Source organism: Thermotoga sp. RQ7 (assembly GCF_000832145.1).
GTDB classification, from domain to species: domain Bacteria; phylum Thermotogota; class Thermotogae; order Thermotogales; family Thermotogaceae; genus Thermotoga; species Thermotoga neapolitana.
The window spans coordinates 1797551-1823004 of record NZ_CP007633.1 but is presented as its reverse complement, the minus strand read 5'-3'; the positions used below and the strand labels follow the sequence as shown (position 1 = coordinate 1823004).

22 protein-coding genes and 6 pseudogenes are annotated in these 25454 nt (G+C 45.4%); 18 read left to right on the top strand and 10 right to left on the bottom strand.

Translation table 11 applies throughout. The features are described 5' to 3' along the window. Window positions 1–28: 28 nt before the first annotated feature. Window positions 29–790 (bottom strand): tyrosine-type recombinase/integrase, encoded by a 762-nt coding sequence (locus TRQ7_RS09290; RefSeq protein WP_041844507.1) that lies wholly within the window; start codon window positions 788–790, stop codon window positions 29–31. A gap of 63 nt (window positions 791–853) precedes the next feature. Here TRQ7_RS09290 and TRQ7_RS09285 point away from each other — a divergent pair, with 63 nt between their 5' ends. After that, on the top strand, window positions 854–1402 hold the full coding sequence (locus TRQ7_RS09285; protein WP_004080594.1) for a GNAT family protein: 549 nt from the start codon (window positions 854–856) through the stop codon (window positions 1400–1402). Here TRQ7_RS09285 and TRQ7_RS09280 read toward each other — a convergent pair. Continuing rightward, window positions 1383–1667 (bottom strand): DUF234 domain-containing protein, encoded by a 285-nt coding sequence (locus tag TRQ7_RS09280; protein WP_010865227.1) that lies wholly within the window; start codon window positions 1665–1667, stop codon window positions 1383–1385. The two genes, TRQ7_RS09285 and TRQ7_RS09280, sit on opposite strands and share 20 nt — an antisense overlap. Before the next feature lie 680 nt (window positions 1668–2347). Here TRQ7_RS09280 and TRQ7_RS09275 point away from each other — a divergent pair. After that, window positions 2348–3289 carry an MASE3 domain-containing protein gene (locus tag TRQ7_RS09275; RefSeq protein ID WP_236681714.1) on the top strand — a complete coding sequence of 314 codons (942 nt, stop codon included), beginning with the start codon at window positions 2348–2350 and terminating at the stop codon, window positions 3287–3289. Continuing rightward, the gene (locus TRQ7_RS09880; RefSeq protein WP_343327293.1) at window positions 3229–3447 is read left to right on the top strand and encodes a diguanylate cyclase; all 219 of its coding nucleotides are present in this window, start codon (window positions 3229–3231) and stop codon (window positions 3445–3447) included. Before TRQ7_RS09275 ends, TRQ7_RS09880 begins: the two co-directional genes overlap by 61 nt. Window positions 3448–3495: 48 nt before the next feature. On the opposite strand, the pseudogene TRQ7_RS09905 reads toward TRQ7_RS09880, so the two are convergent. Continuing rightward, a pseudogene (locus TRQ7_RS09905) lies at window positions 3496–3803 on the bottom strand (methyl-accepting chemotaxis protein); the annotation flags it as partial. Between TRQ7_RS09905 and TRQ7_RS09265 the strand changes: the two are divergent. Beyond that, complete coding sequence (locus TRQ7_RS09265; protein ID WP_227738389.1) at window positions 3791–4177, top strand: UTRA domain-containing protein; 387 nt, start codon at window positions 3791–3793, stop codon at window positions 4175–4177. The pseudogene TRQ7_RS09905 and the gene TRQ7_RS09265 overlap by 13 nt on opposite strands. Before the next feature lie 65 nt (window positions 4178–4242). Here TRQ7_RS09265 and TRQ7_RS09875 read toward each other — a convergent pair whose 3' ends face one another. Next, window positions 4243–4998: a hypothetical protein gene (locus TRQ7_RS09875; RefSeq protein ID WP_236681713.1), complete on the bottom strand. Its 756-nt coding sequence runs from the start codon at window positions 4996–4998 to the stop codon at window positions 4243–4245. A 1181-nt stretch (window positions 4999–6179) separates the two neighbouring features. Here TRQ7_RS09875 and TRQ7_RS09255 point away from each other — a divergent pair. Then, window positions 6180–6425: a hypothetical protein gene (locus TRQ7_RS09255; RefSeq protein ID WP_015920043.1), complete on the top strand. Its 246-nt coding sequence runs from the start codon at window positions 6180–6182 to the stop codon at window positions 6423–6425. Here the strand turns inward: TRQ7_RS09255 and TRQ7_RS09250 are convergent. From TRQ7_RS09250 to TRQ7_RS09935, 6 genes and pseudogenes are all read right to left on the bottom strand, one after another. Beyond that, entirely contained in the window at window positions 6422–6976 is a 555-nt protein-coding gene (locus tag TRQ7_RS09250) for a sulfurtransferase TusA family protein (RefSeq protein WP_004080587.1), read from the bottom strand. The genes TRQ7_RS09255 and TRQ7_RS09250 overlap by 4 nt on opposite strands. An 86-nt stretch (window positions 6977–7062) precedes the next feature. Continuing rightward, window positions 7063–7326 carry a sulfurtransferase complex subunit TusB gene (gene tusB, locus TRQ7_RS09245; RefSeq protein ID WP_004080586.1) on the bottom strand — a complete coding sequence of 88 codons (264 nt, stop codon included), beginning with the start codon at window positions 7324–7326 and terminating at the stop codon, window positions 7063–7065. 11 nt (window positions 7327–7337) lie between these two features. Continuing rightward, on the bottom strand, window positions 7338–7691 hold the full coding sequence (locus TRQ7_RS09240) for a hypothetical protein (RefSeq protein WP_004080584.1): 354 nt from the start codon (window positions 7689–7691) through the stop codon (window positions 7338–7340). 9 nt (window positions 7692–7700) lie between these two features. After that, window positions 7701–8060: pseudogene (locus TRQ7_RS09235) on the bottom strand (DsrE family protein). 22 nt (window positions 8061–8082) lie between these two features. Further along, window positions 8083–9081, bottom strand: coding sequence for a YeeE/YedE family protein (locus TRQ7_RS09230; protein ID WP_041844506.1), 999 nt, complete (start codon window positions 9079–9081; stop codon window positions 8083–8085). 15 nt (window positions 9082–9096) lie between these two features. Next, window positions 9097–9335: pseudogene (locus TRQ7_RS09935) on the bottom strand (sulfurtransferase TusA family protein). Between the two features lie 199 nt (window positions 9336–9534). On the opposite strand from TRQ7_RS09935, the pseudogene TRQ7_RS09220 reads away from it, so the two are divergent. The 13 genes and pseudogenes from TRQ7_RS09220 (at window position 9535) to TRQ7_RS09835 (ending at window position 25442) form a co-directional block, all read left to right on the top strand. Continuing rightward, window positions 9535–14143, top strand: a pseudogene (locus TRQ7_RS09220) (alpha-2-macroglobulin). Beyond that, window positions 14121–14573: a hypothetical protein gene (locus TRQ7_RS09215; protein WP_004080578.1), complete on the top strand. Its 453-nt coding sequence runs from the start codon at window positions 14121–14123 to the stop codon at window positions 14571–14573. Before TRQ7_RS09220 ends, TRQ7_RS09215 begins: the two are co-directional and overlap by 23 nt. Next, a complete protein-coding gene (locus tag TRQ7_RS09210; protein WP_004080576.1) occupies window positions 14515–15471 on the top strand; it encodes a DUF1175 domain-containing protein in 957 nt (318 codons plus the stop codon). The genes TRQ7_RS09215 and TRQ7_RS09210 overlap by 59 nt, the downstream gene beginning before the upstream one ends. Window positions 15472–15521: 50 nt before the next feature. Next, window positions 15522–15629, top strand: a pseudogene (locus TRQ7_RS09865) (hypothetical protein); the annotation flags it as partial. Between the two features lie 171 nt (window positions 15630–15800). Further along, window positions 15801–17573 carry a hypothetical protein gene (locus TRQ7_RS09860; RefSeq protein WP_236681770.1) on the top strand — a complete coding sequence of 591 codons (1773 nt, stop codon included), beginning with the start codon at window positions 15801–15803 and terminating at the stop codon, window positions 17571–17573. A gap of 251 nt (window positions 17574–17824) precedes the next feature. Beyond that, window positions 17825–20248, top strand: coding sequence for an ATP-binding protein (locus TRQ7_RS09855; RefSeq protein WP_236681711.1), 2424 nt, complete (start codon window positions 17825–17827; stop codon window positions 20246–20248). An 8-nt stretch (window positions 20249–20256) separates the two neighbouring features. Continuing rightward, window positions 20257–20382 (top strand): annotated as a pseudogene (locus tag TRQ7_RS09850) (DUF499 domain-containing protein); the annotation flags it as partial. A gap of 67 nt (window positions 20383–20449) precedes the next feature. After that, entirely contained in the window at window positions 20450–20596 is a 147-nt protein-coding gene (locus TRQ7_RS09930; RefSeq protein WP_343327289.1) for a DUF499 domain-containing protein, read from the top strand. Beyond that, the gene (locus TRQ7_RS09840) at window positions 20532–21707 is read left to right on the top strand and encodes a DUF499 domain-containing protein (protein WP_255347884.1); all 1176 of its coding nucleotides are present in this window, start codon (window positions 20532–20534) and stop codon (window positions 21705–21707) included. The genes TRQ7_RS09930 and TRQ7_RS09840 overlap by 65 nt, the downstream gene beginning before the upstream one ends. Then, the gene (locus TRQ7_RS09895; RefSeq protein ID WP_255347883.1) at window positions 21676–21912 is read left to right on the top strand and encodes a DUF499 domain-containing protein; all 237 of its coding nucleotides are present in this window, start codon (window positions 21676–21678) and stop codon (window positions 21910–21912) included. The genes TRQ7_RS09840 and TRQ7_RS09895 overlap by 32 nt, the downstream gene beginning before the upstream one ends. Continuing rightward, entirely contained in the window at window positions 21909–22418 is a 510-nt protein-coding gene (locus TRQ7_RS09195) for a hypothetical protein (protein WP_004080570.1), read from the top strand. Before TRQ7_RS09895 ends, TRQ7_RS09195 begins: the two co-directional genes overlap by 4 nt. Next, window positions 22402–24405 carry a helicase-related protein gene (locus TRQ7_RS09190; RefSeq protein WP_236681709.1) on the top strand — a complete coding sequence of 668 codons (2004 nt, stop codon included), beginning with the start codon at window positions 22402–22404 and terminating at the stop codon, window positions 24403–24405. Before TRQ7_RS09195 ends, TRQ7_RS09190 begins: the two co-directional genes overlap by 17 nt. A 110-nt stretch (window positions 24406–24515) precedes the next feature. Next, window positions 24516–25442 (top strand): DUF3883 domain-containing protein, encoded by a 927-nt coding sequence (locus tag TRQ7_RS09835; protein ID WP_236681708.1) that lies wholly within the window; start codon window positions 24516–24518, stop codon window positions 25440–25442. Window positions 25443–25454: the final 12 nt, after the last annotated feature.

Sequence of the window (25454 nt, the reverse complement as noted above, 5' to 3'; positions counted from 1 at the left end):
TTCTTGGTATGACTACTCTTATTTTACGTCAAATAATTTTTGGTACTTCAACCCCTTCGCTTGCTATTTTTAGATATATGGAAGTGGTTGAAATGTTGGCGTGACCAAGAAGGGCCTGTATCTTGTTCAGGGGAATTCCTCGCTCTATCAAAGCAACAGCGAAGGAATGTCTGAAAATGTGTGGTGTCACCTTTTTTCTTATTCCAGCCTTTCTGGCGTATCGTTTGACGGCCCTCTGTATCGAGCGAACAGAGGGCTTTTTCTCGAAGAAACCAGATCTCACGAGTTCTTCCACCAGATCCTTTGAGACGTTGATGATTCTTTCCTTGTTTCCCTTTCCCTTTATTCTTATCCTGGCAGTTTCGTTCACCGAAATATCGTGAACTGACAGATTCACAATCTCCGATACTCGCATCCCGGTATTGGCGAGCACTTTGAATATCGCTCTGTACAGAGGGTTGTCACACGCTTCGATAATACGACGGACTTCATCGAGTTCAATGGCTTTTGGTAACACCGTATGACGGGGAGGCTCTGCTTCGTTCCAGAAGCGCTCTTCCGCGTTCAGCAGTCCTCTATCCGCTCTCCAGTTCAGGTAGTTCTTCACAACGACGAGCTTGTTCCTCTGGGTAGCGGGAGCGTTCTTCGATATTGTGTTGAGATACTCCTTCCAGGTTTCTGGAGTGATGGGCTCGAACCTGGTGAATTCTCTTAGAATAGATCTGTATTGATACAGCGTCCTTTCGCTTCTTTTTTTAACCACTTTGAGGTACTCCAGGTATTCGTCCACCGAAGATCACCTTCCCAATAATTTATGTTACACTATAAATCAAAAAACGAACGGAGGGATTCTATGTTTGAAGGAAAGCTGGTGAGGCTCAGGGCCTACAGAAAAGAAGACATAGAGAAAGCCCTGGAATTCGCCAACGATCCTGAAGTGAAGAAGTGCCTCGTTCCGGGTATTCCTTTTCCGTGGAGAAAAGAAGACGAAGAAAAATGGTACCAAAGTTTGAATCCCTTCAGCACAGATTCCTACTCGTTCGCCATCGAGAAGTTGAGTGATGGAGAGTACATAGGGGGATGCAGCATTAACAAAATCGACTGGAAAAACTCTGTGGCAGAGGTCGGCATATTTCTGGGGAGGCCTTACTGGAGCCAGGGATATGGAACGGACGCTATGAGGGTACTGGTGCGGTTCATTTTCAACGAGATGAATATGAACAAGATCAAGCTCCACGTGTTCAGTTTCAACGAGCGGGCAAAGAGAGTTTACGAGAAAATAGGCTTCAAAGTGGAGGGTATCTTAAGACAAGAACTTTTCAGAGAAGGAAGGTATCACGACGTTATCGTGATGGGCTTGCTGAAGAGTGAATGGGAAGACCTCACCGAAACAGATCTTTGAGTTCGACCAGTTTCACTTCTTCGGTCTCTTTTAGTCCATCGAAACCACTTCTGGAAAAGAGATAGTAAACAACGGAGAGATTATCTACTTGAAGATCCTTTAGAAGGTATGGAACTTTGCTTCTCAATCGATCCAGAACACGAACATCTATTTTCTTGTTTGACCACTTACATTCGCCAACGTATAGGGTGTTTCCTTTTATTCCTACGATATCTATCTCTACATCCTTGTTCATCGCCGAACCACAGTGTTTGCAAACGTACAAACCTCGGCTTCATCTGTCCACAGCACCGCATATAGAACATGTCTGTGAGGTGTGCGTTTTCGAGCACTTCAATAACTCTGATTCCTACTTGATCGGCCTTTGTACTTCAGTTTGCTGAGAAACTTTCCATACGGCATCTGGTGGAGTTTCTGGTTGTTGATCGAGTCGATGTCTATCTCGGTGATACCGTGGACTCAGTTTTTCAACAACTGATGATCAAAAGTTCTGATTTGTTGCTTGAAATCTTTCTTCTTAAAAACTCACATTCCCTTTCCCTGTCAATCAGCATGCCCATTCCCCCTTGAGATTCCTTACAATAAAAATTATAAATGATGATTTGCTAAATGTGAATTTAGTAAATTCAGATTTATATTTTTGGGAGGAAGACTTTGGTGTCGTAAAATGTCAATTTTACGACACCGCGATTTGAGAAACATCTACCGTTTAATTCTGGAGTGAAAAAAGCAGGTACATGCGGTCCTCTCACCATGATATAATTTCCTGTGATTCACTTTTGTGTGGAGGGGATTGGCTTTGAAAGCGATCACCAAAAGATTCATTTTCATTTACATACCAGTTCTCGCTGCGCTGTTTTTTCTCTCAGGATAAACTACCTGCTTTATCATACAGTAATAGAGTTCTTTGCGATATTTACCGGTCTGTCGATTGGTTTATAGCGTATGCCACACGTGGATTCAATCAAACAGAATCTTCATAAAGTTGGAATCGTTTATATATTCGTTGCAATTGTCGACTTCCTTCATACGCTTGCGTATAAGGGTATGGGAGTTTTTCCAAACTGGACGTCAAACCAGCCCACCCAGTTTTGGATCGCAGGAAGATTGCTTGAAACACTCGGTTTTGTTCTGATCCTGTATTTTCCTAAGCTCAGCGAGAGAACATTGTTTTTTCTGTTCGGCCCTCTGACCACATTTCTGATCACATCCATCTGGACTGGAGTTTTCCCAGACTGTTTCATCGAAGGTTTCGGTTTAACAGAGTTCAAAATATCAATGGAGTACATCATAATTTTTGTTCTACTTGCGGTGCTTGTTCGAACGCTCAGAAGTAAAGATATCTCGATCTCTACATTCCGAAAACCTCTCGTAGCTGCAGTAATTCTCACGATCTTTGGAGAGCTCTCTTTCACACTGTATTCAGATGTCTATGGTTTTTTCAATTTCCTGGGACATGTTTTCAGATTTCTCTCGTACATGGTGATTTTGAGGGGAATGATAGTGAACGCTTTGGCGAATCCTGTTCGAGCTCTATTGTTTGAACTTCACGAAGAAAAAGAAAAACTCAAGGAAATCGCTCATCGCGATAGTTTAACAGGGCTCTTCAACAGGGCGTTTTTCAACGAGTGGATTCAGGATCAAGTTCGAAAAGCGCAGTTCCAGAACGTTCCGCTGTCTTTCATAATGATCGATGTTGACGATTTCAAACAGATCAACGACACATACGGACATTTAACCGGAGATAAGGTGCTCAAATTCGTTGCAAGATGTATTAGCGATTCGATTCGCTCTTCGGATTTTGCAGTGCGCTACGGTGGGGATGAATTGTTAGTTGTCCTTTACACACCAGCAAACAACAAGCAGAACGGGTCGCTTCGAGGATAAGGGAGAAAATCAGAAACTCGAATGAACTGGGAGTGGATGTCGATATCAGCTACGGTGTGGCTGAACTCAATCCAGGTGACAACTATTTGAAATTCCTTCAAAAAGCGGACGAAGAGATGTATGGAATGAAGAGAGAGAAAAAGTCCTGTTGTGATTAAGAAAAAGAGGAGCCAGAGGCTCCCCGTATTGTGGGTTTTTCCGCAGATTCACAGCACCATGTCCTCGAAGTTTTCCTTAGTCATCGAAAGTAGATTTATGGTTTCGTTCACACTATCGAGAACAACCTTCAACTGGGAGAAGAAATTCTGTATCGTCGAATACCCGTGTTTATGGTCGATAGATATTCTGCTATCTTTGAAGAGGAGCTTCGACTCTCTTCGGCAAGCTTTCTGATTTCATCAGCAACCACTGCAAAACCTCTTCCGGCTTCTCCACTCCTTGCAGCTTCTATGGCGGCATTGAGGGCAAGTAAATTCGTCTGTTCGGCAATACTCGATACAGTTGCAACAACCTGTTGCAGACACAGCCTGGCAGTTTTGGTCTGGTCCTTCAACCGTACTGGGGTGGCGGCTCAGGTACGTCGACGAAGGCCCCATCGTGGTGGAAAAGTCCTACTTCCATCCTGAGGTTTCAAAATCGTTCGAAAACGAAGATTTGACAAAATCCCTCGCCAAACTGTTCTTCAACAGTTTGAAGGATGCAAAGATTTCCAGGATCGAGCAGGTCATAGAACCCTGCACCCGGCAGGAAGCGGAACACGTGCAGAACCTGATCGACGCCGAAGAATTTTTGAAGATGTCCCGCTGGATCTACGTTGAAGGCCGTGACGAGCCGGTTTATTACCTACTGCTATTCATGCGCGCCGACCTGGACAGGATTAGAAGTTGAGACAGACAACCCTGGGCTCATCTTTTGAAGCCCACACAGCAGCGATCGTTGTTCAACTATCCTACCTATGCTGAACCGCCGGCGGGAATCATACGCACTTCTTTTATCTGCTTGTGGTCTTGGTCCATGAAAACAACCAAGTTTACCTGTTTTTCCGCCTCAAGCTGGTTCAACCGTTCCTCAAAATTAGCTAAGGATTCGTACAGCCTTTCTCTCATTTCTTCAAGTTCGCGCAAATTCCTTCTGACGTCCTGTCTTAATGACCTTTTAATCTGGTTTTCCGTTTTTTCGCTTGTGAACAATGCCCAAAACTCTTCAATTCTGTCTAAACTTTGCTCTATGAATTCTTCGATCTTTCTTGTTCTTTCCAAAAATCTCAGTGATTCCTTCAGGTCATTGATTCTAACCCTCAAGATCGATTTACCAACTGGTAAGAATGTCTTAAGATAAATCGTGACTAACCTTTCTTGAAAGACCAACAAAAGATACTTAGAATAGTGGAAAAAACTGTTCAAGACCTTCCTGAATTCTTCTCCTTGCTTCTTTAGTCCCTTTCCAATCCAAGCGCCAATCTCGAATTCTTCCAATTTCTTGAAGCAGTTTTCCATATCGATTTGATAATGTAAGACGGCCTGCTGACATTGCCTTTCTATGGATTCAAGTTGGCTATTGAAACTATTGATATCGTACTCTGAAAGATCTCCGTTCTTCAAAGCCTCGTATACCTGTTTCAAGTAAAGCAGATTACCCTGAATTCCGGTATCCCGCTCTTTTTCAAGAAATTCCTTTATGTCAGCAACACCCTCTTCGATTTTCTTCAACCTTTGCTCGATATCGTGCAAATATTTCTGTCTCGTTATCACCGCCAGTATAGCCCAGACCGTTGCTGCCGAACCTAAGAATCTGTAAAACCCGGGAGACAAAACGTTGGGAAGCCCTGTGATCGTACCATCTGGTCTAAGTGCTACACTTTATAAACCCCATTCGAGCGCATGAGATGATCAAAAGGCTGACTGAATCTCACCAGGTAGACTCGAGGTGAGGATAGAGGAACGCTGAAAAGCAGCAATGGCATGCTCGAGAACGCTGCAGACAGTTTGAGAGGACCTTTTGCGGTAATTCTACTTTCTCCCATCTCCCAACATAATCACCAGTGTATGGTTCAATCTGTAGTACTGGTGAATTGAACTCATCTTCTATGATCACTTTCTCAACCTTCTCTGGCTCCTTTGACGAACTGAGTGTTTTTTCCGTAGTATGCTCATACCCATCGACGATTCTTCCGCTGCCGATTTTTTAGGATCTACAGTACGTTTTCTTCTCATTCTCATTGTACTTACGAATAAACCCACTGAGACCCCGAGTGCCAGGAAAGCAATCGCTACAAGGATAAACTGGAATCCCGTAACCACTCGACACAACCCCCTTTCAAAGAATCGCCGAGAATTTTCACGTGAACGGTCCAGCAAAGTTTTGCGTGAAGAGCGACTCGATACAAATCAGCTTTCTTCTGCTTGAAATTATAATCTAACTTTCTGACCGGATCAAGAGTATTTTTCATGACGTTGAGAATCTCGAGAAAAAGATGATAAACTGTGGTCAAGGCATTAAAAGTGGCACTAATCAAAAATCAGATCAGCAGTAATAATCAACATAACTTAAACACTCAAACCAAAAACCTGGCAGCGAAATGGCCGATTCTTGAGATGGTTAAAACCGCAATACCATCTCCAGAAAGAAATGAACGTCATTCAATACTCTGGTCGAGTACGCTTCAAAAAAATCGTTGAAGGGCTGAGATGATCTTCCAGTCCGAGTCTATGGCTTTGATACGCTTGTCTCCTTGCCCACCGCGCAAAAACTCATAGCATTTTCTTCTCACAACACCCTTGTTGTTCGGTAGTCCTTGCTTAAGTTCGTTTTGGCACCTCGCTATGCCAGACCCACACACTTGGTGATGAGAAAACGTGTTTGATTTTACAGCCTCACAAGCGTCAGAACGATGATTACACTTACTCTTGCCGTCGCGATCGGTGAGATTCTGTTTGTGAGGGTGTTGCATCTTGACAGAGGATTTGAGCGAACTCTGATCACCCTTATGGTTCTTCCGCCACCGTTTATAATGCCGCTGTTCATAAGTGAGAGGAATCAAAAAGACATGCAACTCGTTCTCAACACGCTCTACCTTCACGTTCTGGTCACTTTTGTGATTTTCACTCTTCTCTTTCCCATCCTTTTCAATTTTTAAAGAGATTGCGGTTTCTTTATGTAGATCTTGGTTACGGGTCCGATCTGTTCAGTGGCCACTTCATAGCCTTCCCTCAGAGAGAAACTTGTGATCCTCTCTCCCGAGAGTGGATAGTCGCACATCACGATCAGGGTTTCTCCAGGCTGGAGTTTTTCCAGTTCTTTTCTGGTCGTGATCTCTGGAACGGGACATATTTGTCCCCGCATATCGAGAAATTTCTTCGACCCAGGCGACTCTTCTACTGAGATGATACTGGAAATTTTCTTTTCTTTTTCGTTCTCGTGGAGCAATTCCACCGCTGCTTCGAGCATCCTGAACACCTGAACAGAAGAAAAATCGTACCTGTCACCCTCGGGTGTCTTTACGACTTTGAGGATCCCCGCTTTAACCATCTGGTTCAAATACCTGTAAGCGGTTGAGGGATTGATCTTCAGCTTCTCCGCCACTTCTGAAGCGGTGAGACAACTGTCTCTCAAAAGCATCAGGATGTCGAGTCGTGTCTGATTCGATAAGGTTTTAAAGAGTGTCAAAACGCTTCCGCGCTGTCCCATGGGTTACCACCTTCTGCAAAAGCCGCGGACGAGCCGCGGCCTGCTGTTGACTTAGCGTATTCTTATTTTATCACATCTAAATCTCATCAGCCGATGAATTTCTCTTCACCCTCCAGAAGATCTATGAATTCACTGTAAGTGATCAGTGGAACTTTTGAATCCTCTTCGGAATATCCTCTCGCAAGAAAATCGTCCTTGATTGCGTAGACCTTTGCTGGTGTTTCGAGTTCTTCCAGAGCCCAGAAGACACCGTTTTGTATGAGAACTATCTTATCTTCTGCCTTTGCAGATCTTATTTTGAGTTTTTCCACTGGGTGATCCGTTCCGTACTTAACGAGTACGAGTGCCATCTCCTATCACCTCACATGAATATAACGTAGTCGAAACTGTGTAAGAATTCTGGGAGATTCGCTTCGTCGATCACTTCTGCCCCGAAATTTTCGTCCAGTTCTTTTACCCTGTACTTCTCGAGATGCTGTTTGACTGCGTAAACTTTGGTACCGTATCTTTTGATGTATTTGTGACAGATCGAGAGAGGAAGTAGTCCCAGCATCTCCGGCTTCGTATTTTTGGATAACGCAACAGAAGCCTCTTCAATTAGGAGAACATTTGGTTCCAGATCCTCTCCGTACATTCCAAAGGCAGTTCTGAATGCTTCGTTGACCCAGACACTTCCAACCGGTGATTGATAGGCTACAAACAGAAGTTTCTTCATGATCTCACCTCAAGCCATCAGATTTATGAATCTGTCGCAGGTGGCAATCAGGTTTGCGAGTTCTGGAAGACCGCTCGGTTTCGAACCCTCTATTATCATGTCTGTGGTTATCCCTCTGTAGTCCATACATATTCCACATATGTGAAACCTCGAAGTTTCCTTTTTGCATCAGTTCTACAAGTTTCTGTGGGAATGTTTCTGTCCAATTTGAATGGGCTTTATGTTCTTGTTAGTACAAAGGACGGAATCCGCGAAAAGAAGGAGGGTTACTTCCTGACCTTTTTCCATTGCGGCTTCAGCGATCTTTATAGCGGTATCCAGATCTTCATATGTATAGGGTGGAACCATCACCTGTATTCCTATCTTCATAGTTTTTCCTCCTCTTGAAGTTTCATTTCTGTCTTCCAAACAGGAACCAGGCCATTGTCCAGTTTCCGAGAATGAAAAAGATAGATGCTACTATCGATGAGATGGCCAGTGTCGGAACACCGGTGAGGAAATGACCTATATTACATCCTCCAGCTGTTACCGCACCGAATTCCATGAGAAATCCTCCCAGAAGAACCTGAGCGTAGGTTTTGGGGTTCTTTGGCATTCTCAGTTTGAACTCTTTTCCTGCAATGGCAGATATGGCAGCTCCTATTATTATTCCGAGAATCTCAGCACCTTCCCAGTTCAGAGAGGCGTTGTTTGCGTAAACAGAAACCAGATTTATCCAGCCCCCTGTGATACCAAGACCATAGTTTCTTCCTGTACTCGCACTTGCCCACCAGGCTATGGGTGCGAGTATCGCTATGAGAACAGAAGCAGCGATCCAGTTCAATTTGGAAGGCCTCTGGGACTTGTTTTTCACTCCGAAGGCGTACCAGAGCATGAGCGCAAGGAAGATAATTGAGGCGATCCATGGACTGATACCGAGCACCGTTGCGATAGTTGGCCCTGTCTTTGGTGCGTAAACGGGATTTGTGTTCGAAACTGTCACCGTGTAGTTGCTCAGCCACTTGATCCATCCCGAGAACAATCCCTTCTTTGTAGCGTGGGCCGTCAGAGCGTAGGCCAGAGCTGCGAACCACGCTGTTGTCATTCCTTCGCCGGTTCTGTAAGTCACTCCCGAAGCACATCCACCAGCGAGCACCATTCCCATTCCGAAGATGAATCCACCAATGATGTTTCCAATCCAGTTGAGGGGTTTGGGGTTGAGAGTTATGATGCCGGCCTGAGCGAAGATCAAGAGCGTGATGGATTCGAGACCGAGTGTCAGCGCAGCGAGCCTCATCAAGTAATTGTCCTTGAAGATCAGAACGTCTCTGAAAGCGGAGTTAAAGCAGATCCTGCCACGCTGAAGGATTACACCGAACAGAACTCCGATTAGTAGACCGGTCCAGACCATGACTTCTGCACCTCCTTATTTCACTTTGATGTAGATCTTCCATTCGCTCGGACCCACTTCTTCGATTTCCAGGACTTCGTGGCCAAGTTTTTTGACAGTTTCCGGGATTCTTTCTTTCGACATTGGATAGTCGATCCACACTTCAAGGATTTCTCCTGGCTTCATGTTCTGCAGAGCCCTTTTGGTTTCACATCAGGCACTGGACAAACCTCTCCTCTCACATCCAAAGTCTTGGTGACCTGGTACTTCGCCATACTGCACACCTCCCCTTGAGTTTTTGTGAAAAAAATCTCAATCCTCGTGAAAATAATAATATTCTAATGTTACATAGACGTTGAATAATATTACGATATGGTAAATTAACCAAATGATCACGTTTAAAGATTGATCTTCTGATTTTCTTTCGTTAAGTGGTATCATAGTATTAACATTTTAAAAACGTGAAAGAGGGGGATGGGTATGAAGAGATTGATTTTCTTGGTTTTTCTTCTGATCAGCTTCAGTCTTTTTGGAGGATACGCCTATTTCTCTAGATATCCTGTTCTGCACCCAGATGAGGGGCTCTCCTTTGTGATCTCAGATCTGGAGAATATCACCCTGAACGTGTGGAAGATAAGTGAAGAAGACTTTTTGAAAGCAGTTTTTGATCCAGAAAGCTTTAACTTTTCACTGTTAGAGATAACACGTCCTATCTACAGTAAAAAGTTCTCCTCAGAAGAGTGGAAAGAATTCTCATTTCCGCTCAAAGACAGGGGATTTTACTTTGCGACTCTGGTTTCCAACGAGGGGACGGTTTTCAGAAGGGTGATTGACAGGAGCCTGTTCATCGTCACCGATCTGGAAGCGATCTACTTTTCCGACAGCGAAAAGCTGAGGCTCCACGTATTCGACTCAGACGGTGATTTTGTAGAAGGAGCGGAGGTCCTCCTCTTTGAAGATTCAAAACTGATCGACAGAGTTTTCACCGGCAAAGACGGGGTCGTTTCTATCACGAAACACTTCGACACGTTCTACATCAGGTACGGGGACTCTCGATTTTTTGGAGGGGTGTACTTTTCAGGTGGAGGGCTTGAAAGAGAAAAGCTTTTCTTTGTCACAGACAGGCCGATCTACAAACCGTCCGACACGGTCCACTTCAGAGGTCAGATCTTCTCTTTTGAAGAGGGTCTCTACAAAGCCTTTGAGAAGACGAAAGTCACCGTTTCCATCTTCGACACAAAGAAAAACGAGGTTTACAGATCGGAGTTCGAAACCGACGAGCTCGGTGGATTCAGCGGTTCCATGAAACTTCCAGACACAGCCTCGGTCGGACTCTACAAGGTGAATGTCGATCACGGAGGAAGACGCTACTACGAATATTTTCTGGTGGAAGAATACAGGAAACCGGAGTACAAAGTCGAAATCGAAACGGATAAAGACGTGTACATATCTGGCGAAGTTGTGAACTACCTTGTCAGGGTGAAGTACTTCAACGGCCAGCCCGTCGCGAAGGCGCAGGTTGCCTACTACGTTCGGGCCTTTCCAGAGGAAGGAAGCGGCTATCTAGTTTACAGGGGAACGGACTTCACGGACGAAGAGGGAAACCTCAGGCTCGGTGTGAAAACAGAAGAAGGGTTTCAGGGCTCTTACCGGCTGGAGGTGATTGTGACGGATGAGAGCCAGCGTCAGATCGAGGAAACAAGGTCTGTGAAGGTGTACGCCGACAACGTTCTGATATCTCCTCTGGATCGGTACGTTTCCACTTCACCGGGCAAGCAGGTGAGGGTGAAGGTGAAAGTGACGGATCTTTCAGGAAATCCTTTAAATGGACTGCTCACCACCTCTTCTGAGGATTCAACGAGCACGGTGGCCGTGGAAAACGGTGAGGCGATCGTCACTTTCACCCCAAAAGAGCCAAAAAGTTACAGAATAGAACTCTCCTTTGGAAAAGCGAAAACTCACTTCTACGTGTACGCTTACTGCGGTGCAGGAACAAGCAGCGAGTTCGTAATCAATCCGGCAACGAACACAGTGAAACCCGGGGATGAACTTTCGGTTCAGATCCTTGCACCTGGTAAGGTGATGGGAGTTCTGGGAATCGTCTCAAACAGGGTTTACGACACTATTCCCGTCTCCTTCACCGGATCTGTCAACCTGCGTGTCAGAATACCGAAAGATATCCCCGAGAAGAATCTATTCATCAGCTTCGTTGGACTCGACGATAATGGGCGTATCTACAAGCTGGAAAGGCTGAACGTTCTGCTCGACACGAATTTCACCACCATGAAGATTCTGTTCGACAAAGATCAGTATGAACCTGGAGAAATGGCACAGATCACGATCGAATCGAATGTGGACAGAGTCTGTCTTTTCCTCGTTGATGAAGCGATATACGCCATGGTTGGAGCAGAACCACCGGTGCTCGAAAACTTCCTCTATCCATACATGAACTATCCCCGGACAAGAGGAGGATTTCCGCATTACTGGAGGCTCTACGTTTCAAGGGATTCGTTCCGAAACAAACTCGCTTCCCTCCCGGAGGAGAAGACCTTTGCCGATTTCAAGCAGAACGCCCTTCCATCCAAGTTGAACGTCAGGGAGTACTTCCCCGACACGGCCCTCTGGATCCCATCACTGAAGCTTCACAACGGAACGGCAAGGGTGAGCTTCAAGGTACCAGACAGCATCACTTCTTTCAGGGCAACGGCCTACGGTTTCTCAAAGGATCGATTTTCCCAGACAGAAAGCGAAATGGTCGTTTCCAAAAAGTTCTATCTGATGCCACATCTTCCATCTTTTCTGAGGGAGAGTGATGTGATAAAAATATCCGCAACCGTTTTCAACAGGACTTCAAAGACGCTTCCGGTTCAACTCACGGTGGAACTTCCCGAGAACATAGAACTCCTCGAGGGGAGTTCTTCAAGGCACTTTTTGATGGAGGCGAACTCCTCACACACAGAGACCTGGACAGTGAAGGCTGTCTCCGCTTCTGAAGGAAGTTTCGTGAAGTTCGTTGCGGTCGGAGAAGATCTGAACGATGCGGTCTCCATGAGACTGCCCGTTGAAAGATTCGCCTTCGAAAGGGAATTCTACCGCATCATGCTCTTGGACGGGAAAGAAACGCTGGAAATTCCAGGGCAGTTCATCTCATCGAGGATAAGGTTTCTGGACAGCATCGTTCCGCTTGTCGAGGATAGCCTGAAAAGGTTGATAGACTTCCCGTACGGTTGTGTCGAACAGACCATGAGCCGGTTCTTCCCGGCTGTGTTGCAGCAAGCGCAGGAATAGAGGTGGAAAACTGGAAGAGATCATCCAGAGGGGGCTGTTCAAACTCTACTCTTACCAGCACAACGATGGTGGCTGGGGATGGTTCAGATTCGGCGAATCCGATGACTTCATGACCTGCTACGTGATGGAAGGGCTGTACTTTACCATGAAGGCAGGATACGATGTCGCAGAAAGCGTTCTGCAGAGAGGAATAGAGTATCTCAGAAAACATCCATCGGCCTACGGATCGTATGTTCTCGATCTGTACGGAGTGAATCACGAGCCGTTCAAGCCAGAAAGCGAAGCGGATCTGGTGTTTCTGAGTTTGAGTTCAAAAGAGGCTCTGAAACAGCTGATGAACTACGTCGTCCAGGACGAGCAGAAGGCCTATCTGAATGTATATTCTAATAATCCCCTCATCAGTGAGATCCAGCTCAACAGCGTCTTCCTCAGGGCTCTTGCGAAGTGGAAAGAATTTCCAGAACTGGAAAGAAAAGTGACAAATTACCTTCTCTTGAAAAAAGACAGCGCTTTCTGGACTTCCACAAAAGACACGTCCTTTGTTATTTTGGCGCTCCTTGAGGCGATGCCGGAGTACGCTTCAACCACACTGAAAGTCATCAACTCCGAAAACACCTTCGAACTGAAGCCAGGTGAAGAAAGGTCCCTCGTTCCCGGTTCACTGACCGTCTCTGGAAAAGGCATTGTGGAAGTGGAGGTAGTTTACATCGAAGTTCCGAAAGAGGCTGTGAGCGAAGGTTTGGAGATAAAAAGAGAATTCTACAAAAGGTACGAACTGCTCATAGAGGAGAATAAAATGATTGTGGATGCCTTCGTGCCGATCGGGAGAGGATACGTACCGCGCTCGATACACCCTGTCGAGAAAGAACAAAACGAAGAACTCTACATCCTGCCGTACAAGTACTGGAAGAAGACAATCGAATACAGAGGATTTCCCCTCGAGATAGACGGTGCAGAAGTGAAAATAAAAGGAGAGACTTACACGTTCTTCAGGATCGAAACGTTCAACGGCCTGATTCTTGTAGTTCTCAGAAACGAAGCGCTCGTCTATGATACGGAAAAGAACACTATCACCAGGTATCTGGATGTAACAGACGCAGGTTTCATGAGAAGTGGTCCTGTTTTTCTCATGAAGGGATTCGTGCTGGTCGGTGATGAAAAGATACCCGTTCCTGAAGACGTTACGGGGCTGTCCTGCACGATGGATGAGATCCTGCTGAGGGGAGAAAACAAAACGTACTGGTACAGGAACGGAGAGTTCGTGGATCTTCCGTTCGTTGCCAGAAGGGTATTCTTCTGGGATGGGAAGAGGCTGGTTGCAGAGAGCATACGCTTCAGCGGGTCTTCAAAGACTCTTCGGAACAGAGTTTTCGAGGTGGTCTTCGATGTTGAAGATGTGAGGATAGAGTTGGGAGACATAATCAAAACGGTGGTGAGGGTTGAGGGAGATGGAAATTATCTCATAGTGGAGGATTTCATCCCGTCCTGCGCGCAGGTGCTCTCGAACTACAGAGAAAAAGGGATCGAGGAAAACAAGTTCTCGTACAGCTGGTACTTTTCATGGAACGCATGGTACTCTGGAAGGGAGATTCGAACGGACAGGGTTGCGCTCTTTGCCAGATACCTTTACGGTGATAGCTTTGACTACGTCTGGAGGGCGACTGCAGAGGGGGTGTTTCATCTTCTTCCGGCACGGGTTTATCCGATGTATTCTCGTGGTCTCTATGCTCATACAGATCCAGATGTGCTTTTCATCGGGGCGGATTTTATCGATGGAAGAGATGATCAACCTTGAGCTGGGAAAAGACTTTCTGGATCGCTTCACGAAGGTATGTGAATTCTTGAGGGTCGAGCCGAGTCTGGATGTGGTAGTCTTCGAGTGCGAAAGTCTTGAAGAGTTCCACGAAATTACGGGTATGCCGTACCACACAGGCGGGGTTTACCACGAAGGTGTCATATACACCCAGCCGCTCGATGTACTTCGAAGGAAAAACTCCCTCGAAGCGACGATCCTCCATGAGCTTCTACACCATGTTCTGGAGATGTATTTTGATCTGCCGCGGTGGATGGAAGAGGGTGTGGTCCTTGCAGTGCTCGGTGTGAAACCGGAAGAGGTCTTTGGCTACCACAGGGACTGTCTTCTGAGATTTATGGAGAAGGTGCGTTATGAAGAGATACCTGATCTTGTTGATCGTTACAGGCGTTCTTCTGTGGAACGTCGTTGAGGTTTTGAGGTTCAGGGTGGAGTTTTCTGGTGGGACTTTCGTTCTGAAGAACGTCCAGGACATTTTCGTTCCTCTTGAAGTCAGAGGAGCGAAGGTGGAGTGTTCCAAAAACTTCGTGCTCGAAGAAAACGGTGTTCTGATCAAGCAGGTGAGACCCGGCGAGACTGTGACTCTGCACTTTGAAAGCGGTGGCATTTTCAGGGTGAAGAAGGAGCTAAAGATCGAAGCCAGAGCCAGCGAAGAAGACAGCGACGGTGATGGATATCCGGACTCTCTGGAACTCGACAGTGAAGACAGTGAGAGGTTCAGAAACTGGTTCGTCTGGATAGCCCTGTCGGCGTTCAAGAACGATCCTCTCCTCTGGCCGAAAGAAGAAAGGGATTGCTCTGGTTTCGTCAGGTACTGCGCAAGAGAGGCACTGAAGAAACACACAGGAAGCTGGTTTTCTCTCTCAGGTTACAACGGACCCGTTTGGGAAGACGTGGAGAAGTACAACTACCCGAATCTTCCTCTTGTTGGAACGAAGATGTTCAGGATAGAGAAGGGAGCTTACAGGGGAGTTGAGGACTTTTCGAACTTTGCGGTTGCGAGGATTCTTGTGGAGTGCAGTATGGAGTTCGTCACAAAGAGTGTCTCGGAAGCGCTTCCGGGTGACATAGCGGTTTTCTTTCATCCGGAAGACGTTGAGATGCCGTACCATCTCATGATATTCGTCGGAAATCTGAACCTCGCTGATCATGAAGGATGGTTCGTTTACCACACGGGTCCGATCGGAGAAAATCCGGGAGAGCTCAGGTTCGTCAGATACTCCGAACTTGTGAACTACGACCCCTCCTGGGCACCCCTTGAGATAAATCCGTACTTTCTTGGATTTTACAGGTTCAGGTTTTTGAAGTGATTTTGTGTACAATTTAAGTTGGATACAGCAAATCCAAAGGGGGATGTACAATGAAAACATTCCTTGAAAGTCTCAAATTCCCGGTCCAGGAAGTAAATAAAAAAAGTTCCGGCGAGAAAGGACCTGGAAGGCCTCCGTACTGGGAGATGGTGTTTTACTGGACGAGGAAACCTCTCGTAGGTGCAAGGTCTGTAATAGCGGGGGCACTGCTTCCCGAAAACGTGGATGAAAATCTATTCAAAGCGGCTGTAAGACTTTCTTCGCCCACACCCCACAGAGAGAACCCTCAAATTCCCGCGGAATTTGCGAAGTACTTTGAAGGGAAAAAGTTGCTCGATCCCTTCGCTGGGTTCGGTTCGATTCCCCTCGAAGGGCTGAGACTCGGCCTTGATGTCACGGCTGTTGAACTTCTACCAACAACCTACATTTTTCTCAAGGCCGTTCTCGAATATCCAAAGAAGTTCGGGAAATCCCTCGTGAAAGACGTTGAAAGGTGGGGTGAGTGGATAACCGAGCAACTCAAGAATGACCCTGAAATCAGGGAGCTTTACGACGATGACGTGGCCGTTTACATCGGAACGTGGGAAATCAGGTGCCCTCACTGTGGGCGGTGGACTCCTGCGATAGGAAATTTCTGGCTGGCAAGAGTTAAGGACGGCAAGGGCTACAAGAGGCTCGCCTACATGAAGCCTGAGAGGAAGGGCGATGAGATTGAAATAAGGGTGATTGACCTCAACGAAATCCTGGACGATATTTCTAAAGCGAATGTTGACGGCAATGAGATCATCTTCGAAGGAGAAAACTACGTGAAAACAGTAGAAGAAGCTGTAAGAGATGGAAAGCTGAAACAGAGTGATGTGAAGATAGATGGAAACACGGTTATCTTCGAAGTTCCTTCGGCGAATATCGAATTAAGACGGAGCCAGCTCACCTGTCTTATGTGTGGAAATGTCATAAAGTACGCGGATGAAAATGGAAATCACCACATGAAGCTGAAAAACGGGGATTTTTATGTGAAGTTCGCGCTGAGAAAGTACCACGAAGGTGATGAGCGCTTCGCAAGGCAGAGACTGCTCGTGAAGGTGAAAGTCAAGGATGGAGATCTGATCTTTGAACCAGCGACAAAGGAAGACAGCGAAAAACTCTGGAAAGCGAAGGAAAAGGTCAGGGAGATGCTTGAGAAGGGAGATCTGGACGTGCCGAGTGAAGCAATACCTCTTTACGAGAACCGCCGTATTACTCCAATACTCAGTGCAGAAAAATGGTATCAGTTCTTCAACCCCCGTCAGCTTCTCACCCTCATAAAGATCGTGAGGCTGATAAGGGAAGTTGGCAGAAAGGTCGAGGAGGAAAAGATTGCCGAGGGCTGGAATAAAGAAAGGGCATTTGAGTATGCGGAGGCAGTGGCAACGTATTTGAGCACGGCGATGTTGAAGTATGCGTACTACAATTCAATCGTTACCCGGTGGGATTCTACTTGGTGGAAAATTGGGGAAACAATGTCCACCCGTGGAATCGCAATGAATTGGAACTGGACAGAAAGTCCTTGGTTTAGTAGTTTTGGTGGGATGATCAAAACACTCCTTGCAATATTAAGGGGTGTTAAATACCTCACCTCCGCTCTCTCCTCCTCCCAGAGAACCCTTGCGGATTTCACAGAAAACTCCGTTAAAGTTCTCCAGGGCGACGCGACCTCGCTCAACCTTGGAGAGAAGTTCGACGTCATCGTAACTGATCCACCCTATGCAGATGATGTCCCATACACAGAACTTTCTGACTTCTACTACGTCTGGCTCAAAAGGGCTCTGAGCGACGTTGAGAACGGAAAACTCATTCCAAGGTTCCACAAGGAAGCGTTTTTCAAAAGAATCGGCCCCAAATGGGTGGAAATCAAGACCCAGTGGCAGGAATTTGCGAAGAAAGAAGTTTCGACGAATCCGGGTCGTTTCATGGAAGACGAAAACAAAAAGGAGAAAGCCGTCCAACACTTCGAAACCTCTTCAGTCAGGCCTTCGTGCCATGAGGGAGCACCTCAAGGACAATGGGGTTCTTGTCACCTACTACGCTCACACAGATCCGGGAAGCTGGATAAACCTCATTGAAGCCGGCTGGAGGCGAGCAAGACTTCAAATAACGAGGGCAATCCCTCTGACAACCGAATCGGAAACGAGCATCGTGAGCAGGGGTAAAATGAGTCTCGACACCTCGATTCGTTGCTGTCTGGAGAAAACAGAAAGAGGAAAAAACCGTTCAAATATCGACTCTGAAGGAAGAGATCGAGAGAAAAGCAAAGTCTTCGGCTCGTGAATTCATAGAGTATGGTTATGAAGGACTCGATCTGCTGTACGGTGTGATGGCGGCTGCCCTCGAGGAAGTCACAAAGTACAGAGAAATTTCCTCCCTGAAAGGTCCTCTTACGACAGAAGAAATTTTGAACGAATACGTATATCCCGCTACTATAAGAGGAATTGTGAACGCGATTGCGGAGATCGAAGGAACTGGAACACTCCATTCTGGCACTGCCATGTTCTACACCGCTTACAAGATACTATTTGGAAACGCATCTTTGAGCGCGAACGATATCGTCCTCCTCAGGCTCGCAACATCAACAGATCCGAGTGAGTTGATCAGCAGTGGAGTTCTCAAAGAGAAGAGATCTTCAAGCAGTAAAGAATACACGCTCTACACACCGGATCTTCTCGGCAAGAAAGCTTTGGACACGAAGGAGTTCCAGAAGTTCCTTCATGAAAAGAAACTCGATCCGGTAGAGCCAAAACCAAAAAACAGTGTGGATGTGCTTCAGCTTCTCGAGTACTACTCACTGCTTGGACGCTCCAGAGTGAAAGAGGAGATAGAAAAACTCAGAAAAATGTGGGCTGGTGAGGTAGAAGAGGCCCTTTTTATCGCGAGGCTCGTGTCTGAGTACTACGCGGAGATCTACATCAGGAAAATAGATCCTGTCAGGAGGATGAAGAGAGTTCGCTTCAGAGATAGACAGGGAGCTGGAAAAGGACGGATTCCTCGAAGTCGTTTTGATGAGAAGACTCCTGGGTTATGTAGGGGGTGCTGTGTGATGAAATTCGGTCCTTACGAAGTTTGGGAGGACGTTCTGGATGAGAGTTTTGATTCTCAAGTTGCGCCGGAATTAGGGGATGTGTACACCGGTGAAGCGCCGGAGATATACAGAGATCCGAAGGAGTTTTTCAAAAGGACGTATTTCACCGATGCAACGGTGGAGATATTGAAAAGAATCCTTGATACATTCGAGGGAAAAGAGAGAAGAAACATATTTCTGATCTACTCTCTCTTCGGTGGTGGAAAGACGCATCTGCTCCTCACCCTGTATCACGCCTTCAAAACACCTGAAGCTCTGGAAGACCCAGAGGTCCTCGAGGGATACATTCCCGAAAAAAGAGAAACCATAAGAGAACTGGCAGAGAGGATAAAGCTCCTTGGAGAAAGCGTAAAGGTCGTTCCCGTGTATGGTAAGGGAAGGGTAGGTCAGCCAAGTATTCCTCTGGACGTGGGCCCCTACAGTGTGAAGACGATCTGGGGGTACATAGCACATTCCCTTGGAAAGTACTCCATCGTCGAGAAAAACGATAAAAATCTCACGGTGCCGGACATTGAAACTCTGAGGGATTTATTCAGAGGCGAAAAAGTACTGCTTTTGATCGACGAAATTGCGGATTACGTTGACAACCTTTACAACTCTGGAGCGGAAGAGGACCGCCGTTACGCAAAAAACGTGGACAACTTCATCGACAGGCTCTCCACGGCTCTTTCAAGCTCTACGAGTTCTATGGTGATCACACTTCCCATGACAGAGGAAGGAGGCAATCTGAGGACTCAGGAAGAATACAACCACAGTGTTGTAAGGGCTCTGTGGGATGCTGTCAGAAGAGTTGGTGGGGCTGATTCTTACACACCTGTGAGAACCGTTGGCATAAACGACGAACTCGTCGAGGTCTTGAAAAAGAGGATATTCAAGCGTGTGGATCCCGATATCCGAAGAAGAACACTGGAAAGAATAAGATCTGAAAATAACGATGTGGAAATCTTCGGTCACGGAGGATTCACTCATGAAATACCCAGAACCTATCCGTTCCATCCCGAATACATACAGATTCTGAGAACGATCATAGAAAAGACGGATCTTCAGAGAACGAGGGACATGATCAGAATAACCAGAATCGTTGTGAGAAACCTGATCGATCGCTACGAGAAAGAGGGATTTGCACCTGCTATCATACTTCCTATTCACATCGATCTTACAAATGACAGAATAAGGGGAATGCTCTTTGGAGAAAAGTCGAAGTTCGCTGATTACGCTTCGATTATAGATGCTGAGCTGGTCAACGATGAGAAGTACAGAGCTTTCAGACATCCAGAGCTTGCAAGGATGATTCTCACTTACATCTTTTTGAGAACATATCCATTCGATGCACCGACTCCTCTAAATGATTTCCCAACGCTGACCACCATATCGAGAGCGATCTACGACCCAGAAACTTTCTCCAAAAAACAGTGGATTCCCGCTGATATAAAAGACACCGTCGAAGAGATAGAATCCCATCCACACTTCGTCTTTCTGAACAGAAAAGACGGTGTTTTCTGGTTCTGGAGAGTTGCCAACGTGACAAAGATGGTTGACAGCAAAACTGAGGAGCTCATCGAAAGCAGCTATGGTGAGATCTGGAACCAGCTTGTCCGATATGTGGACCAGTTAGTGAGGAAAAAAGGAGTATTGCAGCAAGAGGTAAGGGATCCACTGTAGAAGAACACGTGAGGTTCTTCGAACAGGTGATCGTTAGCAAAGAACCACAGGAACTTATGGACAATGAAATGTACAAGCTCTTCGTACTGGTGAGTGAGGATGTCGATGAGAAATTACTGAAAGGCATTATGTTCCAGATCGGTTCTGGAAGCAGAACTTACAAGAACCACTGTGGTTGTCTGTTATCCCATTCCGGGAACGATGAAACATCTGATAATGACGACGGCAAGAGATATGGCATGCCAGAGGGTGATGGACACGGTAAAAGAGATGTATGGAAAGTATGGAGAAGACCGTGGTGAAAATACAGCTGAACCAGTTCAGAGATATAAGAAACAGGGCCCTTGAAGACCTTGAGAATCAAATTGTGGGCTCTTTCAGAAAAGTAGCTTACCCGGTTAAAGATGGTATAGACACCGCTGACGCTCCTGCCAGCTCGAAATCTGTTGTCGAAAACGTGTATTCTGCTCTGAAAGGCAGAGGAAAGATCGTAGAGGAATTCGATTTCATCGAATTCGCTAACTGGTTGAAAGAAAACATCGGCCTCAATATTCCGAAACCAGAAGGATACTACGTGTCAGAACTGAGAAAAATCATCTGTTCGAATCCCTCTGCACCCATGGTGGACTTTGAGAATCTCAAGAAGTCGATAAAGGAGGCTGTTCGAAAGCTCAAGATCGGCCGTGAAAGAAAAGGAAAGATACTATTCAAAAAGGTCTATTCGGAGATGCCCGACTTTGCACAAGAAAGCGGCGTGGAGATCTCCAAAGTTGAGCCCGATGACATAATTCTGCCAGCTAATGAAGCTCTCAGAAGACAAGTCTGCGAGCTTTTGAAACAGGAAAAGGATGAGATTAGGGATGGAAAAAGATATCGCGTGTGGTACGAAATTTATCTTCCGAGTTCGGAATTTTCAGAGCTTTTGAAGAACCTGGTTACTGTGGAGAACGAGGAATGTCAGATAGGGGACGAAGAAGCCGTTATGTACGGTTTAATCCTGGAAAAAAAGGAAGAAGTGGAGATTAAAAAAGGAGAATTCGACCTTGAGGTAGCCCGACGAAGCGTTGAAGGAAAACCGGGCGAGAAAGTAGAGATCCCCGTTAGGATAACCGCTTTTGGTGATGCCGAGATCGAACTCTCATCCGAATACGGGGAACTTTCCTATCAGAACGTTTTTCTCAGAGAGGGTGAATCTCTTGAAATTCTATGGAATATGACCATACCGTCTGAGAAGAAAGTTGTGAAGATAGAGGCAAAAAGTGAAGAGAAAATGATTCCCAAGGAGATCGTTCTTGTACCGAAAGTTGAATCGAGTGTTCTTGAGACAAATACCTTGGACGAAACTCACAAAGGAATGTTTCTGTTTCCGGAAATCCATCAGAGATCTCGATACACTGAAATCTCTACCAGAGGACTTCGAAGGAGTGGTGAGTGGTCGTCTCGAAACGGAAAAGCCTGAGTGGAAAGTTCAGTTCAGTGAAACCGACAGAAAAACTTTTGAATACATTGCCGGTGAGCTCGAAGATTTTCTGGGAACAAAGGCTTTGCTCGATGTGAACTTCCGTTTGTCGGAACCACAGATGATCAATGACCTTATCTTTGAGAAACTGAAACCTCTGAATGGAAAAGTATCATTCATTCTAAAGAAAGGAGATCAGAAATGAACAGTGCGATCGAATACCGCATATCTTTGAAGTACGTCAAAAAGTCCACTCTTCCTGTGAAGAGAACTCAGAAGCTGGCGGAGTTCGTTCCGGTTTTTATCGCTGGAAAAAACGGTAAAGAAGAGCAGATACCCGGGAAAGCAGAGGCACGTGCGAAGGTGTTTTTGCCAGAGTTTTTGAACTTTGCGAAAAAAGTAGGAGCGATACACGATGAACAGATCAGCCTTTTTCAGATGGAAAATGATCGATCCAGAAAGCTTGTACTGAAGGTCTCGGATGACTACGCGTACTTGAGATTGATGATCTACGGTGTTTTGATGTCTGTTTTGAAGAATCCTGTGGAGTGGGGGTATCTCGAGGATCTCGTTCTTTCAATGGAACCTTTAACTCTACGGTTCTGGGGCTCGAAGATAAAATACACTTTCTGGAAAGCCAAGAATCGGAGAGTGCTGAATTATCTTGCAAGGCGTATCCTGGAGGTAGAAAGGCTTGGAAAGGTTACCTGAGGTCATACTCAGAAAAGTTACCCTGAGCAATCCCGCTCTCTTTTATTCCTCGCTGACTTCTCCCTCGAACAGAAGGAGAATAGAAGCTTTCAAGCATCAGTTTCAGACGCTCTGTCATGCCATGCTTTCAAGGCCTGTGAGAATTCTAATAGCCGATGAGATAGGCCTCGGAAAAACCATCCAGGCTCTTGCAATAGCGAGATATTTAGAGCTTCAAGGTGAAGCAAAAAAGATTCTGATCCTCGTTCCCAAGATCCTCAGAGAGCAGTGGAAACAGGAGATAAGAAGATTGGGAGGAAAACCGGTTGTCATAACGAATGGAAGCGAAGTGGAAAGAAAACTTCTCAGAAAGGCTACTTTTAATAATGCTGCCGAGTATTTTGTGGTGTCAATCGATCTGGCAAAGAGTCAAAACCATTCAGAAAAGTTCTCGGCGATAGATTGGGATCTTCTAATCGTTGACGAGGTTCATAATGTAACTTACAACACACAGAGATACAACTTTTTGAAGAGTCTGATCGAAAAATCAAAAGAGGACCTCAACATCGTATTTCTCTCCGCAACACCGCACAGAGGTAATCCGAAAGACTATATAGAAAGGCTCAGACTCCTTGATCCAACACTGACAGCCGATTGGAACGCTCTGGACAGCGAGAAGTTCTACAGAAGAACTCACGGGGTTCTGGTTTTTCGTCGAACAAAAAAGGTTGTCAACGATCTGGAGAAGAGAGAGATCTTCAAAAAGTGCGATTTCAACGCTGTGATAGTTGATATTACCGAAGAAGAAAAACGTTTCTTTGAGGAACTGGATGAAGTGCTCTTTGAAATGGTCAAGGATGTTCATATGAACTCTCCTGTTGCTCTTCGTGCTGTACTTTTGAGAAAAAGAGCGGCTTCGAGTTACGAATCCGCTTTGAAAACTATAAACAACATCATCAAAAATCAGTATTCCGGGGCTTCAGGTGAAGACGTGCTGGAAGATCAGATCAAGCAGATATTCGGCCTCGGGTACGATGAGATGGAACTGGAAGAAAATTCAGAAATAGACGATCTGATCAGTAGCATAATAAACAGCGTGGCCAAAAGATACCCTCTTGATAAAGGACAGATTAACGCGTTAGAAAAGATCCTGAAGATTGGAAAGGCCATCGGAAAAAACGACAGCAAGTTGAAAACTCTTGCCGAAGTTCTCGCATATCACCTGAAGAAAAACGAAAAGGTGATCGTATTTACAGAATTCAAGGACACACTGGAATACCTTAGGAACAATCTTCCAACACTCCTCGAACAAGAAGGTATTCACCTTTCTGAGGAAAAGGATATATCTGTACTTCATGGCGGAATGAAAAGCGAAGAAATAGAAAAACAGGTGGAGAAATTTGCAAACGATGGAAAACTACTGATCTCAACCGATGTGGCATCCGAGGGATTGAACCTGCAGGTGGCAAACATCCTGATCAATTACGAAATCCCTTGGAGTCCGATAAAGCTCGAACAGAGGGTGGGAAGAATCTGGAGACTGAATCAGACAAAAGAAACGATCGCTTACACCCTTCTTCTCAACCACGAGGCAGATCTTCAGATACTGGAAAGCCTTTATCAGAAGATCCTGAACATAACTGATGCTGTTGGAACTGGGCCGAACGTTGGTAAGCCAGTTTTTGGAACGAGAACGCTCAGTGGAAATTTCGAGTATCGGCTGGAGAACGTTCAGGACGAGGAAACTTCGGATTCTCCTGTGTCCGAGTTCGAACTGATGCTCTCTGCCATCAAAAGGAGGAATTTAGATGAACAGACAAAACGTATAATCAGCACTTTGAAATCTCTCAGAACGAAGATCGAAGAAGTCGTTCCTTTGAACACCTGTAATGAAATTCAAGAAGAACTGAACAGTGTTCTTTTACCTGACGATATGGAATCGGAGATCGTTTTCGAGAAACTTAAAAAGTACATATCAGTTTTGAAAATAGTTTTATCAATAGTATAGGTTCATACCTTTTTAAAATTCTGACAGATAGAATACATGAACCACTTCTGAACGAGAAGTGTTTAAAAATAGCCGTTAAAAATGAGTCAAAAGAATACAGACTTTTCCAGGTGGAAGTCATCGATCGAGGAAGAAAGATATACGAGTATCCTGTACTAATTGAAATCGGTGGAAACGTTTCACCTCAGCTCTACCGTGGTACTTCTCTTTTGGAAAAGCTGGCAGATGTGTTTTCAAAAGAATGGTTCGTTATTGAATGGGCAAATCCAAAAGAGAAGATGGATATTCAAACCGCGAAATTGATAGATCGGAGTGCCAAAGATTTACAAAGCATCATGAATAAACACACAGATTATGACACTGAACTGAATGAATCTTTTATGAAAACAGGCTCACTGTTCATAAATCTGGACACGAAGTCATCTGAGATTTTGAGAGTTGAGGGTGTATCCGACAGGGAATTTTCCATTTTTAAACTATTTCATCCTTCCATTCTTGAAATCCTCGGCCTTCCTCCAGACAGCTTTGATCTTCCATCGAACGACTATGAAAGATGGATGGAAAGAGGTTTCGTTCCACTCGAAGATATTCTTGAAAGTGAAAGAAAAGCCATGGAAATTGTTATGAACATAGAAAAGAAGCGTCTAATTGAAAAGTATGGGGAAAGCTCTGACTGGAAGGTAGAGGATGTTTCTTTGAAGGAACACTACGATATAAAAGTCTCTGAACCAGAAGGTGAGAAGTACATAGAAGTCAAGGGACACAAACCCTTGTGGCTGTCCGCTGAGTTGACCGCGGCTGAGCACAGATTCGCAAATGACAATCGGGATAGATACTGGATCTACATAGTTTCCAACCTTGGAGGTAAAAAGCCCGTAATTTTAAAGATCTTCAGCCCGTTCGATGATGAAAAAAGAAGAATATACCTGGTTCACGAGAATAAAGACATTGATATCACCGAAATATTTGGATCGACAATAAAAACAAAACAACGATACGTCATTTCACTCGGACAGAAAATATACCGCAGGAGGTGATTTCTTCCGGTT

What these genes read in the sequence shown, in the direction of transcription:
- TRQ7_RS09285 (WP_004080594.1), top strand. Translation starts at nt 854, where the DNA reads ATGTTTGAAGGAAAGCTGGTGAGGCTCAGGGCCTACAGAAAAGAAGAC.
- TRQ7_RS09275 (WP_236681714.1), top strand. Translation starts at nt 2,348, where the DNA reads ATGCCACACGTGGATTCAATCAAACAGAATCTTCATAAAGTTGGAATC.
- TRQ7_RS09255 (WP_015920043.1), top strand. Translation starts at nt 6,180, where the DNA reads ATGATTACACTTACTCTTGCCGTCGCGATCGGTGAGATTCTGTTTGTG.
- TRQ7_RS09250 (WP_004080587.1), bottom strand. Translation starts at nt 6,976, where the DNA reads ATGGGACAGCGCGGAAGCGTTTTGACACTCTTTAAAACCTTATCGAAT.
- tusB (WP_004080586.1), bottom strand. Translation starts at nt 7,326, where the DNA reads ATGGCACTCGTACTCGTTAAGTACGGAACGGATCACCCAGTGGAAAAA.
- TRQ7_RS09240 (WP_004080584.1), bottom strand. Translation starts at nt 7,691, where the DNA reads ATGAAGAAACTTCTGTTTGTAGCCTATCAATCACCGGTTGGAAGTGTC.
- TRQ7_RS09230 (WP_041844506.1), bottom strand. Translation starts at nt 9,081, where the DNA reads ATGGTCTGGACCGGTCTACTAATCGGAGTTCTGTTCGGTGTAATCCTT.
- TRQ7_RS09215 (WP_004080578.1), top strand. Translation starts at nt 14,121, where the DNA reads ATGGAAGAGATGATCAACCTTGAGCTGGGAAAAGACTTTCTGGATCGC.
- TRQ7_RS09210 (WP_004080576.1), top strand. Translation starts at nt 14,515, where the DNA reads ATGAAGAGATACCTGATCTTGTTGATCGTTACAGGCGTTCTTCTGTGG.
- TRQ7_RS09855 (WP_236681711.1), top strand. Translation starts at nt 17,825, where the DNA reads ATGGCGGCTGCCCTCGAGGAAGTCACAAAGTACAGAGAAATTTCCTCC.
- TRQ7_RS09930 (WP_343327289.1), top strand. Translation starts at nt 20,450, where the DNA reads ATGAAACATCTGATAATGACGACGGCAAGAGATATGGCATGCCAGAGG.
- TRQ7_RS09840 (WP_255347884.1), top strand. Translation starts at nt 20,532, where the DNA reads ATGGAGAAGACCGTGGTGAAAATACAGCTGAACCAGTTCAGAGATATA.
- TRQ7_RS09195 (WP_004080570.1), top strand. Translation starts at nt 21,909, where the DNA reads ATGAACAGTGCGATCGAATACCGCATATCTTTGAAGTACGTCAAAAAG.